The organism is Candidatus Phycosocius bacilliformis (assembly GCF_003112735.1).
GTDB classification, from domain to species: Bacteria; Pseudomonadota; Alphaproteobacteria; order Caulobacterales; family Aquidulcibacteraceae; genus Aquidulcibacter; species Aquidulcibacter bacilliformis.
The window spans coordinates 115,380-129,868 of sequence record NZ_BFBR01000009.1 but is presented as its reverse complement, the minus strand read 5'-3'; the positions used below and the strand labels follow the sequence as shown (position 1 = coordinate 129,868).

Here is a 14,489-nt window from a genome sequence, read left to right as displayed (position 1 = left end):
AAACGTCCCCCGTCTTGCCCGCATTATTCATTGCGGATTTTCTCCGAATACAAAGCGGGAGCGCAGGAGAAAGACTGTAAAGAAGCTAATGCCTACAGCTAAGAGCTTGGCAACAGCGGGTGGCAAATGGAAAACATGCGTAGCGACTGCAACAACCGCGCTCGTAATGCCCAATCCCACAACTCCAGTCAGGATAAAGCCAAGCGCTTCACCAGCACCGGCCTTCCCAACCCTTTCGGACCGAAACACAATTGTGCGCGAAAGGACGTAGCTCACCACCAAGCCCGACAAATAACCCACGGCAGCCGCAAGGACGGCCCCGACCCCGTTATGTGACAGGAGGCTGAAGACCGTAAAGTCAAGGCTCAGCGCCAACGCACTCGCCCCCGTATAGCCGAACAGCTTGCGGAGGAAGGCTGCCCGCCCTGCCAAGAAGGACGGAATCGCTGCTTGAGCGTGACTAGGCTGCATCGGCGACCTTGCGGGGGACGAGTCGCTCACTGGCCAAGGCTGCCTGTTCACCTTCAGTGCCGGATTCATGATATTCGGCGTCTTCATTGACGTTCCAGATATCATAGAGTTTTTCGTTAGCCTGAATATTCTTGACTGTCAGCATGGCAGTCATCATCGCATGGTCTTGATTGTTGTACTTATGCATGCCGTTGCGACCAACCAAATGCAGGGTCGGATAACGCGCATCAAGCGACTCGCGAACAGCTTCAACATGGGACTTATAGGCATCATCATAGACTGGATAGGCTTTTTCCTGACGGACAACACAGCCGCCGGTCACCATTTCTGGCTGAGTCAGACCGAGATAGGCCAGTTCCTTCTTGGCCAACTCAACCAATTCTTCATCCCTTGCACTCCACAGGCCATCGCCCTCAAAACAGAAATATTCTAACCCGACACATGCCATTTCAGGGTCTGGGACCATTTCGGGTGACCAGGAGCGGAAATTCTGGATGCGGCCCACTTTGACTTTTGGATCATGAATATAGATCCAATTATCCGGAAACAAATCCTGTGAACGCACCATAAGAGCGACTGTTAAAAAGTCGCGGAAGCGCAATTGCGCAGCATTAGCAATAGTTGCTGGAGCTGGGGAAATAGCAGCCACCAGTTGAGGAATAGGGGCTGAGCTGATGACATGACGTGCGCGCACAACCTCCTCGTTGCCTTCTCCATCTTGACTGGTCACTATCCAGAATCCTTGGGCCTCATCATAACGTAAGCTCTTCAACGTCTGTCCCATCGACAGAGTTCCACCTTGAACTAGGAATTTGTCGCGTGCCGCATCCCACATCATGCCAGGCCCAAGACGTGGGTAGCGGAAGTTCTCAAGTAGGCTTTTGACTGCCATACCATCATTCTGCTCGCGCTTTCCTAACGAGAATGAGCGCTTCAGCGCATCAAAGATCGCGGTTGAAAGGCTAAGGCCCTTAATCCGCTGAGCGGCCCAGTCGGCCGAAATCTCGTTGCAAGCCATGCCCCATACCTTCTCGGTATAGGTCTTGAAAAAAATGGAGAACAGCTTCTCACCAAATTGGTTCACGACCCATTGCTCAAACGTCTTAGGGTCAGGATGGGGGAAGGTACGGCTCTTAATATAGCTAAGCACGCACACGATCGACCGGAAAATGCCCAGATTTGTCAGCGCCTCAAATGCCTTTAGCGGATAGCTGTAAAACTTACCGTCGTAGAAAATGCGCGACATCCGGGGACGTTCGATGAAGTCATCTGGAAGGATCTCATTCCAGAGGTCAGTTACCTCCCGCGACTTCGAAAAAAAGCGGTGCCCGCCTATGTCAAAGCGATAACCATCAACATTGACGGTGCGGCTGATTCCGCCGACATATGTCTCATCCTTTTCCAAGATATGTACTTGGGCGCCATCCTTGGTCAGCAAGTAGCCTGCAGTCAGACCCGCAGGTCCTGCGCCGATGATAGCCACATCCAAAATCTGACCCGATACTTTCTTCGCCATGTGCGACCCCAATCCCCTGCGTAGCCGACAATAACTACGCGATACTAATCTTCAGCCTTGGTAACTTGCATTGGTAAATAAACAGGCAACGGGGTCTTCAGCTTGTGTCCAAAACAGGGAAGCGATAGGGCCGAATTGCCTTCATCCAAAGTTGTGAACATGAAGTAATGTCATGCACTAATATGTAATTGACGGGCTGACCAAGACGGTTTCAATTCAAGAACTAGAGCGGCGCTTACAGACTGCGCAAAATGAGGGGGAGCACTATGTCTAAGCCATTACCTAGAGCCAAATTTGGACAAAGCAGCGTCTGCATTGTGCTTGCTATCTCTATGCTTCCTCTGCAGGCTTCGGCCCAGACTCTTGCTAGCCAAGCTTCCCCCACAGCCAGCCGCGAGACTGTAAAGGCCAACAGCCAGTTCTCAACGACCTTGCCCTGGGACAATATTAGTGAAGAAAACCTAGCACGACGCGGCTTTGTAGCCACGCTGGACAATCCGGTAATTCGCAACAAAGACGGCAAAGTCGTGCTTGACCTGTCGGCCTATGACTTCGCACAGGGACCTGTACCTGACACAGCAAATCCCAGCCTTTGGCGGCATGCCGGCCTCTTGCGTCTACATGGCCTTTTCCAAGTTGCCCCAAAGATTTGGCAGGTTCGCGGCTTTGACATTTCAGTCATGTCGATCATCGAGACAGACACGGGATATGTTATCATTGACCCACTGACGGCAGCTGAAACTGCTGCGGCTGCAATGGGTCTGGTTCGCAAGCATGTGGGCGACAAGCCTATTCGCGCTGTCATTTATTCTCACAGCCATGCCGACCATTTCGGCGGCGTCAAAGGCATCATCAATGAGGCGGACGTTAAAACCGGGAAAGTGCGCATCATCGCTCCGTCCGGATTCATGGAACATGCCGTTAGTGAAAATCTGGTGGCCGGACCAGCGATGAGCCGTCGAGCCATTTATCAATTCGGCACAACATTGCCGCGTGGTCCAGCAGGCCAAATAGGTGCTGGGATCGGGATGGCGGTCGCAACAGAAGGAAGCCTTGGACTGATAGCGCCCACTGATATTATTGAAAAGACTGGACAGATGTTGACCATCGATGGCTTACGGATTGAGTTTCAAGTGACACCGGGGACTGAAGCCCCTGCAGAGATGAATTTCTTCTTCCCAGACCTAGGCGCGCTCTGCCTCGCGGAAAATGCGAATGTCACAATGCACAATATTCTGCCGCCGCGTGGTGCTTTGGTTCGAGATTCCAAAGCCTGGGCAGAATATCTAACAGAAAGCATGACACTATTTGGGTCGCGAACAGAAGTGATGTTTGTTTCCCATGGCTGGCCGCGGTGGGGCAAAGCTGAGGTGGCCACCTACGTTGCCAACCACCGTGATGCCTACAAATATCTTCACGACCAGTCCGTGCGGCTAATGAATCAAGGCCTGACGGCCACCGAGATCGCAGAAGTCATCGCTCTCCCAGAAGTCCTAACCCAACAATGGTATAACCATGGTTACTACGGGACGATGAGCCACAATGCTAAGGCGGTCTACCAACGTTATCTGGGTTGGTATGATGCCAATCCGGTCAATCTTAACCCTTGGCCGCCCGAGCAATTGGCTAAGCGTTATATTGAGGCGTTGGGCGGGCCCGATAAGGCGTTGGGCTTGGCCCTAAGTGCGCTGGAGACCGGTGATTATCGCTGGTCGGCCGAACTGGCGAGCAGGCTAGTCTTTGCTGATGCAACTAATCAGTCTGCCCGAGAGATTCTAGCTCGCTCGTTTGAGCAAATGGGCTATCAAGCCGAAAGCATGCTCTGGCGGAATATGTATCTGACTGGAGCGCAAGAAGCCCGAAAAACCCCGATCACCGCAAGTGCCGGAACCGTTTCTCCTGATATGATTGGTGCGATCTCAACTCCGCAATTGTTCGATCTTTTGGCCATTCGGGTAGATCCCGAAAAGGCCAAAGACAAGAATATCGCGATCGGCTTTGTCTTCCCTGACCGCAATGAACGTTACAAGGTGACCTTGCGCAATTCGGTCATGGTGACTGAAGCGCTCGGCAATGGTCCTGTGGATGCAACTGTAACGATGCCACGTACTGCCTTTCTTGGCATGCTGTTTTCAGGCGTCAGCCCAACGAGCCTTGTGCTGCGAGGCATCATGAAAATCGATGGGCAGACCGATGCCCTACGGACCTTCATGGGTAGCCTTGATGCGGCAACACCACGCCCACCCTTCCCGATCGTCACGCCTTAGGGTCTTAGCGACCTGCGGCAATCTATCGCAGACTAGACCGGCCAAAGCCGTGACACGATCGACGGCTGTGGAGTATGGATCTGCCATGAATAATGCATCTAAAGACCAAGAGATAATTGCGGCTGCAATCGCGATAAATGCGCCGTTTGTTGGCCGCTTGCGGTCGCGGACATTGGTAAGCTCGCGTTGGTTTGCTTTGATCGGTCAGTTCATCACTGTGCTGGTGGTGCATTTCGGCTTCAACTTCGAGCTGCCACTGCTAGCCTGTCTGCTGACAATTGCAGCCAACATCACCCTCAACATCATTATCACAGTGGGACTTCCGCCTCAGAGGCTGGTGCGACAGTGGGAAGCGGCAGCGCAGCTGACCTTTGATGTTCTGCAATTGGCACTGTTGCTCTATCTTACCGGCGGAATTGCAAACCCATTTTGCCTTTTACTCATCGCGCCAGCCACAATCGCGGCCTCAACTCTGCAGCCACGCTGGACCTTAAGCATTGTTGGAGTGACCATTCTCAGCGTTGGGGTACTTGCACTTTACTCCTACCCTCTGCCCTGGAACCCGCCCGGGGGATTTATGTTGCCGGCGCTATATCAATTTGCCATGGCCTTCGCGATCATCATCGGTCTGTTGTTTACCGCCAGCTATGCGTGGCGGGTATCGCTTGAGGAAAGCCAACTCGCCGATGCCCTAATCGCTACCCAAGAGGTGCTGGCGCGGGAACAGCGACTGGCAGCTTTGGGAGGTCTTGCGGCTGCCGCGGCCCATGAGCTGGGCACACCACTGGCAACGATCCAGGTTACGGCAAAAGAGATGCTGCGTTCCTTACCGCCGAAAAGTCTGGATCTTGAGGACGCCGAACTCATTCTTTCCCAAGCTCAGCGTTGTCGGGAGATTCTGCGCAATCTAACCAATCAGAAGGAAATCTCGGAGTCGGTCACAGAAACCCTCCCCTTCGGCCAGTTACTCGAGGAAGTTGCCGAACGTCATCCTGATCTTGGCCACAAGGCCGTGTTGTTCGACATCCAAGGCCCCGAGGGCAAAGGCGAACTAATGGTTATACGCAAGCCAGCTATACTTTATGGGCTCGGGAACATGCTCGAGAACGCCATTCAATATGCCAATCAGGCGGTCACGGTCTCAGCCAAATGGGATGAACGCAGCGTTCGAGTGACTATTTCTGATGATGGACCAGGGTTTGATGAAGTGGTGCTTGACCGGCTAGGCGAGCCTTATGTCACGACAAGCCTGCAAGGACCTATAAACACTAATTCGCGTGAAGGGATGGGCCTTGGCTTTTTCATTGCCAAGACGCTTTTGGAGCGCTCTGGCGCACAGGTCTCATTTTGGAATAATACAGGAGCCAGCCGGGGAGCGGTCGTTCAAACCGTCTGGCCTTTCTCAGCAATTGCAGCCAAGAGTTGAGTCTAGAGGCATATCGTCACCTGCGACGTCTTGTCACTTGCTATTATTGTGTTTTCAGTCCACGGATAGGCATGGCTTCTGAAACAACAATCGACACTTTGCCTGACCGTTCCCTGCTTGTCATGGACGATGATGCACCGTTGCGCAATCGATTGGCGCGCGCTTTGGAAAGTCGAGGCTTTTCAGTCAGGACGGCTGCCGGGGTAGAAGAGGCGATGACAATTGCGCGCATTGACCCGCCCGCATTTGCCGTTCTCGACTTGCGCCTAGAGGATGGCTCTGGCCTATCAGTGGTCGAAGAATTGCACATCAGGCGCCCCGACGCCCGCGTCGTTATGTTGACAGGTTATGGAAATATTGCCACCGCGGTCGCTGCCGTAAAAGCCGGAGCTGTGGATTATCTGTCTAAGCCGGCTGATGCCGACGATGTTGTAAAGGCCTTACTTGCCCAAAGTGACAATCTGCCTGACCCGCCGGCAAATCCGATGAGCGCGGATCGTGTTCGCTGGGAACACATCCAGCGGGTTTTTGAGCTGTGTGGCCACAATGTGTCAGAGACTGCTCGCCGACTGAATATGCACAGGCGAACCCTTCAACGCATCCTGGCCAAGCGCGCGCCGCGCTGAAGACTAGAGAAGTCGACCAGCAAGGCTGGGCTGCAACCCCCGATGAGTGAGCTATCTGATATGTGATAGGCTCTGCTTTCAGTTGAGCGTGAGACGAGAGGTCGGGTTATCTTGACGGACGCGTCATCATGCCTGACGATGGGCCGTAACAAGGTCGCCATCTAAGTGCGGACCCGATACTATGCTCAAAGGACGCTGACTTTGGAACATCTCGACGTGCTAATTGTGGGTGCAGGCATTTCAGGCATCAGCGGTGCTTATCATTTGAAAACCTCTTGCCCGAGCAAGCGCTTTGCCATTTTCGAAGGGCGCTCAGCGATTGGTGGGACTTGGGATTTATTCCGATACCCCGGAATTCGGTCAGATTCTGATATGTACACGCTGGGATTCTCCTTTAAGCCTTGGCGGGAGGCTAAGGCCATTGCGGATGGGCCTGCAATCCTGCGCTATTTGCATGAGACCGCCAATGAATTGGGTATCAAGTCCTTGATCCGGCTCAATCACCGAGTAGTAGCCGCGGATTGGGACAGCCAGCAAGCACGCTGGATCATAACCTACCGGCACGGACCAAATGGTGAGCTGACACAATTATCAGCCAATTTCATTTATATGTGCACAGGCTATTACAATTATCTCAAAGGGCATCGACCAGACTTTCCCGGAGAAGATGCCTTCGAAGGCGACATCATTCATCCCCAGTTCTGGCCTGAACATGTGGATTATCGCGGAAAAAGGGTGGTCATTATCGGTAGTGGTGCCACGGCGGTCACTTTGGTGCCAGCCATGGCCGAAACCGCGGGCCATGTGACCATGCTGCAACGTTCACCCACATATGTGGTCTCCCGTCCTGGGGAGGATGCATTTGCCAATTGGTTGCGAAAAGTCCTACCGAGCAAGCTGGCCTATGGGTTGATCCGTTGGCGCAACGTTTTGTTCCAGCTGTACTTTTACACCATGGCGCGCAAATTTCCCGACAAAGTCAAAGAACGGCTGTTAGCAATGCTCAGAAATGAACTACCAGTCGATTTCGACATGACCCGGCACTTTACGCCAAGCTACAATCCTTGGGACCAGCGGCTATGTTTGGTTCCCGATTCTGACCTCTTTACTGCCATCAAAAGCGGCAAGGCCAGTGTTGCGACCGACCATATCGACCATTTTGATGCCGGTGGGATCATGCTGACGTCGGGCCGACATCTTGATGCCGATGTAATCGTAACGGCGACTGGACTTGAATTGCAAGTTTTGAGCGGGGTGCCTTTCTCCGTCGATGGCCGCAGGGTCGATTTCGCAGAAACCTTCTCTTACAAAGGTATGATGTTCAGCGGTGTACCCAATCTGGCCTCTGCTTTTGGCTATACTAATGCATCCTGGACCCTGAAAGCTGACCTCACTGCCGAATATGTATGCCGCCTAATCAATCATATGGATTCTAATGGCCAAGCCTATTGTGTACCACAAAAGGGCCATGAAGAATTAGAACCTGCCCCATGGCTTGATTTCACTTCTGGCTACGTCACCCGGGCGATGGCTAGCTTTCCCAAACAAGGCCATGTCTCACCTTGGAAAGTCCATCAGAATTATCTGCTTGACCTCTTGGCCTTCCGATTTGGCAAGTTAGATGATTCCGTAATGCATTTTGCTGCCCGCCCCGCGCCCTCAGGCAGTTCGATCAGCCTAGACTAACTTGCCCGGTCGCTTTGTCTGGGTGACAAGCAGCTATGTCAACGTCGCCTCCCCTCCCCTTTGATCTACCGTTCATCGTCATCGGGGCAGGCCCTGCTGGCCTGTTTGCTGCCGAAAAGCTTGCCCAAGCCGGTCATCGCGTTCGTGTCTTCGACGCAATGCCATCGGTCGGCCGGAAGTTTCTGATGGCAGGCCGGGGTGGTCTGAACTTGACCCATAGCGAAGCCCTACCCGGTTTCATGCGTCGCTATGGGCAGGCTGAGGCTTGGGTGGCACCTTGGCTGAACGGCTTTAGACCCGACGATCTCAGGGCATGGGCGGAAGGTCTGGGCCAGCCGTTATTTGTGGGGTCAAGTGGGCGTGTGTTCCCCCGATGCTTCAAAGCCTCTCCACTTTTGCGTGCCTGGTTGGACCGAATGCACTTACTGGGTGTTGAAATAATCCCGTCGGCTCGATGGATTGGCTTCTCACCAGATGGTGCCGCGTCCTTCCGGCATCTGAATGGGCAAATCACTAATGAAAAGGGAGCGGCCGTCCTCTTGGCCCTGGGGGGTGCTTCATGGCCTAGGCTGGGATCAGATGGTGATTGGATTGATCGCCTTTCTTCACTAGGGGTGGGTGTTACCCCGATAGAAGCTGCCAATTCTGGCGTGCTGCGAGACTGGAGTGTGGAGATGCAGAGCCGCTTTGCGGGAGCGGTTGTTAAGAACGTCCGTGTCAGTCTCAATGAAGCGACCGGACGCGGGGATTTAATCATCACGCGGAATGGAATTGAAGGTGGCCCGATCTATGCCATCACTCAAACTCTTCGCGGGGCTTTCAGGGAAGGCCCCATCAATATCCAAATCGACCTAAGGCCCGACATAGCGATCGAAACCCTTGCCAAGCGTTTGGACAGGTCCCGCCCCGGCCAATCTGCGACTACGAAACTAAAAACGGCGTTGCGTTTGTCACCTGCAGCCATCGCCCTCATGCGTGAGGCAACGTCCAATCACCTGCCGGCACATCATGGAGACCTTGCTCAATTGGTGAAACAAGTTGTCTTGCCATTCGCTGGGCGGGGAGGTCTTGATCGGGCAATCTCGACCTCGGGAGGGGTTAGCCGTGAAAGTGTCGATGACCACTTGATGCTACGGGCTTTACCAGGCGTGTTTGTTGCTGGAGAAATGCTTGATTGGGATGCCCCAACTGGGGGTTATCTGCTGCAAGCGTGCTTCGCCAGCGGCTACCATGCAGCTCAAGGTATGCTGAATTGGCGCAAAGCCTATTGACCGAGACGCTGTTTCCCGCCCTGCCAAACCCCCAACAGATTACCGCCCTCGGTGAGACGAACAAAATCAGCCCTGCCCCCGGCCCGAAGCGTGCCTAGCTTGTCCATCAAACCCATGGCTCTAGCAGGCGCGAGGCTAGCCATGGTCAGGGCATCTTCCAAAGAAGCACCACCCTGCGAGACCATAGTTCGAACCCCATCGAGTAGCGATAGGTTGGACCCCGCCAACACCCCATCGGGGGTGTAACAGGTGAGGCCACGCGCCTCAATTTTTTCGCCCTTGAGCATAAACCAGTCCTGAGCCGACCCCATGGTCGGCATCGCGTCACTCACCAAAACGGTCCTTTCCGGTCCAAGAAGACGGGCGACCAACTTAAGATTGGCAGGATGGACATGCACGCCATCAGCAATCAAACCAGCAAAGGAGTGTTGGCTTGTCAACGCGGCACCAACAACACCAGGTGCTCGGCTCGTTAGTGGGCTCATTGCATTGAAGATGTGGGTGAAACCCCGAAGCCCTTCTCCTTCAGCCAACAAGATTTGTTCATATGTTGCTTCAGTGTGGCCGGCGAAGACCTGCCCTCCCCGACGGGCAAGCTCGAAAATTGCGCCATCTGGTGCGGTTTCGGGTGCCAAAGTAATCAGTGTCTTGCCAAGCCGCAGACTGGACAGTAGCTCGATGGCGGCTTCGTCTAGGACTCGAAATTTACGCGAATCATGAACGCCCTTGCGCATCGCGTTCAAAAACGGACCTTCCAAATGGATCCCCGCAACACCAGGTATGCCCGCCTCAATAGCAGCATCAACCGCGCTGATCGCTGTTGCCACTTTATCAAGATCATCGGAAATCAATGTCGGCAAAAAGCTAGTTGTCCCCCGCTTCAGATGGGCTTCTCCAATGGCTGCAATAGCTTCAATCGTAGGAGAATCGTTAAACAGGACACCGCCTCCGCCATTCACCTGCAAGTCAAGGAGGCCAGGGGCCAAATAATCTCCGGATAGATCAATCACTTCGGCATCGGGCGGCGTCGGTAGGTTTTTACCAATGGCCTCGATCTGACCATTAGCGACAACCAGTGTCGCATCTGACAACAAGCCTTTGGCTGTCAATAAACGGCCATTTAGAAAGATTTGACGCATCAGTGAGTCTCGGTCACTTTTTTTAGCCAAGGCGGTGAATCGGGGTTTCGCCCACGTGCACGGGCCAAAGCCTCCGCACAGGCATAGAAAGATGTCACCTGACACAGCGGTAGAATCAGCGGATGAAGACCTTTTGGCGTCGGCAGTTCATACGCCCCTGGAAAAGGGCCGCCGGACGAAAACACCTGTGCGTGCCGGGCTGTAAACTCTTCGCTCAAAGCTGCATATCCCCCCGCCGCCGCATCTTGAGGCGCAATCATCAGTACTGGGAAGCCCGATTCGACAATCGCCATTGGACCGTGTCGAACTTCTGCAGCGGAAAAGGCCTCCGCATGTAACCCGCTCGTCTCCTTCAGCTTTAGAGCCATTTCATGAGCGATTCCGAATGTGATACCTCGACCGATCACAAACAAGCTTCGAGCAGAAAGCAAAGTTTCAGAGAACTTTGTCCAGTCCGCATCAAAAGCCGCCCGGACAGGCTCGCTCGCTTTGGCCAGGGCGGTAAGCAATTGGCTATCTTCGGCCCATTCGCCAACAAGGTGCAAGATTGCGGCTAAGGAGGCGATGTATGATTTTGTGGCTGCCACAGCCCGCTCCGGTCCAGCATGAAGCGGGATGAAGACATCCGCTTCTTGAGCTGCTGGCGACAGCGCATCATTGACCATTGCGACCACATAAGCGCCAGCTTGTCTAGCGAAACGCATGGAAGTGAGAATGTCAGGGCTCTTCCCAGACTGTGAAATCACCAGAAACAAGACCCCATCCAAATGCCGCAAAGGGGTGGCAAAGATGGAGGATGTTGAAGGGGCATGGGAGGCGACCAGCGTTTCAAGCCGGGTCTCGATAACATATTTGGCAAATCCTGCCGCATGATCAGATGATCCCCTGGCACAAGTCAGAACGAGTTTTGGGGGTGTCGCACGTAGGCGGGCCCCCAGTTGACGCATTAGAAGTGCATTCTGTTCAAATTGGTGATGAATAATTTGGGCGGCCTCAGCGGCCTCTTGCTTCATCCAGGTCTGTTTCACGCTCAAATGGGACTCCTGTCACGGTTTGCAGATACATGCCTTGCCATACTCACCCCGCCAGCACCTATATTAGTCTGATAAAGCTATCGCGGTGGAAAGGGCAAGCGACATGGCATTTTGGTTGCTAAAGACAGAGCCTGAAAGCTTTTCCTGGGCCAACCAAGTAGCGCGCGGCGTGACCGGCGAGCCTTGGACGGGCGTCCGCAATCATCAGGCGAAAAACTTTCTCAAAGAGATGGTTCAAGGCGATTTGGCATTTTTTTATCATACCGGCGTGGAGAAACAGATTGTCGGGATTGTCGAAGTCCAAACGTCAGCCTACCCAGACCCAACCGATCCGCTATGGCTCGCGGTGGATGTTGTCGCACAACGGCCACTGACCAAGCCAATTAGTCTTGCTGAAATCAAAGCCGACCCACTACTTGCAGAAATGGCTCTGGTTACATCACCGCGTTTATCGGTTCAGCCGGTTGGCCCGAACCATTGGGATCACATTTTGCGCAAGACCGGGTCTGCAAAGTGCTGAATCCTCAGCGATCTGTATTGCTTTCAGTTTTGAAGATTCGCCCATAAACTAAGAAGTTGAATGTTGAGGCTATTAGTGTGCCGGCTGCCATGGCGATAATCCAGGGAAAGTGACAAAAAATAGCAATGGTGAAAATCGCATAATTAATGCCCAACCCTACAAGGCTTGCTCCAACATAGGCCACAACTTCTCTTGCTTCGGGCAAGCCGGATTTGTTGAAAGTCGCCCAACGATTGAGCATAAACGTAAACAGGACCACGACGATCAATGATAAAGCGCGGCTAAGATAGAGGCTGAAACCGATACTTGTCATGGCAAACACCAGGCCAGCGTCCAGCAAAAAAGCCACACTCCCGACAAGAATGAATCGTATAATCCGGTCTGTGGCGGGTGCCTTCAGAAATGTCGAAACAATTCTCACTCCGGCCCTCACAAATCACAAGAAACCAACTAGCAGATCGGTGATCATTGCGCGCATCTGGTTCTGTTCACAATCCTCGACACAAGATAAGCTGGGAAAAGTCGTCAAGGTCAGGTTTAAGATCTTGATCTTTCGGGGTCAGATTAAGCCTTCCCACTGATCTTGGAACAGACTTGTTCGCAGCTTTGGCGCAATTGTCAAAGCTACTTCCTGTTTATCTGTCCTAGGTTGACCTGCTTTATGTCCCTGCCAACCAATTCAAACCCAAGTTCTGTTGCACAGCGTTCCATTTTGAGCTGGTCGATCAGGTCTGTTTTGATTCTTGCTATCTGTGCGGCGATTTACCAGGTCTTGGGCCCGTATTGGGCCCGGGTTCAGATGTGGAACCTAATCGATAACGATGATGCCATGCGGGTCCTCCAGGTTCGCGATTGGTTGGCGGGACAGGCATGGTTTGATGTTTCCCAGCATCGTCTAACGCCGCATCCAATTAGCAACATTCATTGGTCACGCTTTGCAGACCTACCGCTTGCAATGACTATGATGATTACAAGAGCTACTCTGGGCGGAGAATTGGGGGAGAAGGCGGCTGTATTTGTCACTCCTGTTTGGCTTGGCGTTGTTTATGTGCTTGTGGGTGTCAAAGCCTCAATTGCACTGGGCGGCAATAAATCCATGATCCCAGCGGTTTTTCTTGTGGCCGGGGCTCCTGCTGCTTTAGCCTATTTCCTGCCGGGTCGGGTCGATCACCACGGATTGCAACTCATTCTGCTGGTAACGGCAATTTGGGGCCTTGTATCATCATCTCAGAAAATGGCGGGGTTGAGTGGAGCTGCAATCGCCATCGGCATTGCGATTGGGCTTGAGACTCTGCCAATGCAGCTTATCCTAATAGCCTGGGTTGCACTGCGTTGGGCATGGCGAGGAAACGATGTGGCGACACAGACCCGCTGGTTTGCCACCTGTTTGGCCGTAGGTTTAGCCTTGTGCTTTGTTGCAACTGTTCCAGCCGAGAAATGGGCTCTGCCTATAAATGATGCAATGGGGCGTGGCCACGTCGTACTCGGCATACTAGGTGGCATTCTGTTGACGGCCGGGTCGCACCTTTCAAAAGAGACAAAAGTCGACAGAATGGGCTTGGTCATCCGGCTTCTTATACTTATCGGGATTGGGATTGTGGTCCTCAGTGGGTTATTTGTTTTCCCAGAGCTGATTGTCCCGCCCTATTCTAAACTTGACCCATTATTGCTGCGTCTTTGGCTTAACAATGTTAGTGAAGCCAAACCATTGTCAGATGCGCTTTTGAGCACCACTCTTGGCTTTGCAGTATTTCCAGTTATTGCAGGCCTTATCAGCATTGTTGCTATTGGTTGGGCCAAAGGCAAAGAACGAGACCTTTGGGTTCTGGCTGCAATGACGATTTTAATGTCGGTAGGACTTGCTATTTTCTGGCAAGCTCGCACGTCTGGTCTTGCTGCTGCGGTGTCGGGCGTTATGGCGGGTGGTTTGATTGGTAAGATTTCGGAATTCATCAGCCTGCGTGCAGCCTTGATGGTAGCTTTGGTGTTAAATCCTATTGTCCCGGGCTTTTTTGGGGCGAGTATTGCTCGAATGTTCGAACCCAAGAGCGGTAAGTTCAAAGTGGGCGGTGGGGCTGGATGCTATACGCAACAAGCCTTTGCGACTCTCAATCAGCAAAAGCCGGGTCTAGTAATTGCACCGATCGATATGGGTGCCCGCATTCTGTTGACCACGCGCCATCAAGTTCTTGCCGCCCCCTATCACCGCAACGAGACCGGCAATCTTGCCTCATACCGGGTCTTTATGGCCAAGTCTGATCAAGCCAAGGCCATGGTCGCAGGTTTGAGGGGAGATTATGTCGCCATTTGCACCCGGTCTGCGGAAATTGCCATTTTGTCTCGTGAGGGACCCGGGGGTCTGATGGCCGACTTGTCGTCGAACAATATCCCTGACTGGCTGATGCCTTTGCCTAAGGCCAAAGGTTCGGATGTGCGTCTGTTTAAAGTCCAGCTTGACGAGAACCGAATCGGTGGGTGATCCCCCGAGTTTTAGCAACTGCAAGGCTAACGGCTCAGGTTGTTTTGCTTTAGA

General features: G+C 53.1%; 12 protein-coding genes. 7 read left to right on the top strand and 5 right to left on the bottom strand.

The window, feature by feature from the left end; genetic code table 11:
- Positions 1 to 27: 27 nt before the first annotated feature.
- Entirely contained in the window at positions 28 to 471 is a 444-nt protein-coding gene (locus PbB2_RS13675) for a GtrA family protein (RefSeq protein ID WP_192576349.1), read from the bottom strand.
- A complete protein-coding gene (locus PbB2_RS13670; protein ID WP_108985891.1) occupies positions 461 to 1,987 on the bottom strand; it encodes an NAD(P)/FAD-dependent oxidoreductase in 1,527 nt (508 codons plus the stop codon). Before PbB2_RS13670 ends, PbB2_RS13675 begins: the two co-directional genes overlap by 11 nt.
- 332 nt (positions 1,988 to 2,319) lie before the next feature.
- Here PbB2_RS13670 and PbB2_RS13665 point away from each other — a divergent pair, with 332 nt between their 5' ends.
- From PbB2_RS13665 to PbB2_RS13645, 5 genes are all read left to right on the top strand, one after another.
- Complete coding sequence (locus PbB2_RS13665; protein WP_108985890.1) at positions 2,320 to 4,254, top strand: alkyl/aryl-sulfatase; 1,935 nt, start codon at positions 2,320 to 2,322, stop codon at positions 4,252 to 4,254.
- 85 nt (positions 4,255 to 4,339) lie between these two features.
- Positions 4,340 to 5,680, top strand: coding sequence for an ActS/PrrB/RegB family redox-sensitive histidine kinase (locus PbB2_RS13660; RefSeq protein ID WP_192576348.1), 1,341 nt, complete (start codon positions 4,340 to 4,342; stop codon positions 5,678 to 5,680).
- Between the two features lie 71 nt (positions 5,681 to 5,751).
- Positions 5,752 to 6,306, top strand: coding sequence for an ActR/PrrA/RegA family redox response regulator transcription factor (locus tag PbB2_RS13655; RefSeq protein ID WP_108985888.1), 555 nt, complete (start codon positions 5,752 to 5,754; stop codon positions 6,304 to 6,306).
- Positions 6,307 to 6,507: 201 nt separating this feature from the next.
- A complete protein-coding gene (locus PbB2_RS13650; protein ID WP_320410538.1) occupies positions 6,508 to 7,992 on the top strand; it encodes a flavin-containing monooxygenase in 1,485 nt (494 codons plus the stop codon).
- Between the two features lie 35 nt (positions 7,993 to 8,027).
- Positions 8,028 to 9,263 carry a BaiN/RdsA family NAD(P)/FAD-dependent oxidoreductase gene (locus PbB2_RS13645; RefSeq protein ID WP_108985887.1) on the top strand — a complete coding sequence of 412 codons (1,236 nt, stop codon included), beginning with the start codon at positions 8,028 to 8,030 and terminating at the stop codon, positions 9,261 to 9,263.
- Here the strand turns inward: PbB2_RS13645 and nagA are convergent.
- Both nagA and PbB2_RS13635 read right to left on the bottom strand, forming a co-directional pair.
- The gene (gene nagA / locus PbB2_RS13640; protein WP_108985886.1) at positions 9,257 to 10,402 is read right to left on the bottom strand and encodes an N-acetylglucosamine-6-phosphate deacetylase; all 1,146 of its coding nucleotides are present in this window, start codon (positions 10,400 to 10,402) and stop codon (positions 9,257 to 9,259) included. The two genes, PbB2_RS13645 and nagA, sit on opposite strands and share 7 nt — an antisense overlap.
- Complete coding sequence (locus PbB2_RS13635; protein ID WP_305790476.1) at positions 10,402 to 11,430, bottom strand: SIS domain-containing protein; 1,029 nt, start codon at positions 11,428 to 11,430, stop codon at positions 10,402 to 10,404. The genes nagA and PbB2_RS13635 overlap by 1 nt, the downstream gene beginning before the upstream one ends.
- A gap of 109 nt (positions 11,431 to 11,539) precedes the next feature.
- Between PbB2_RS13635 and PbB2_RS13630 the strand changes: the two genes are divergently transcribed.
- A complete protein-coding gene (locus PbB2_RS13630; RefSeq protein WP_108985884.1) occupies positions 11,540 to 11,956 on the top strand; it encodes an EVE domain-containing protein in 417 nt (138 codons plus the stop codon).
- Positions 11,957 to 11,960: 4 nt separating this feature from the next.
- Here the strand turns inward: PbB2_RS13630 and PbB2_RS13625 are convergent, their stop codons facing one another.
- On the bottom strand, positions 11,961 to 12,377 hold the full coding sequence (locus tag PbB2_RS13625; RefSeq protein WP_272949238.1) for a GtrA family protein: 417 nt from the start codon (positions 12,375 to 12,377) through the stop codon (positions 11,961 to 11,963).
- Between the two features lie 540 nt (positions 12,378 to 12,917).
- Between PbB2_RS13625 and PbB2_RS13620 the strand changes: the two genes are divergently transcribed.
- Positions 12,918 to 14,435 (top strand): hypothetical protein, encoded by a 1,518-nt coding sequence (locus PbB2_RS13620; RefSeq protein WP_133245813.1) that lies wholly within the window; start codon positions 12,918 to 12,920, stop codon positions 14,433 to 14,435.
- Positions 14,436 to 14,489 lie beyond the last annotated feature (54 nt).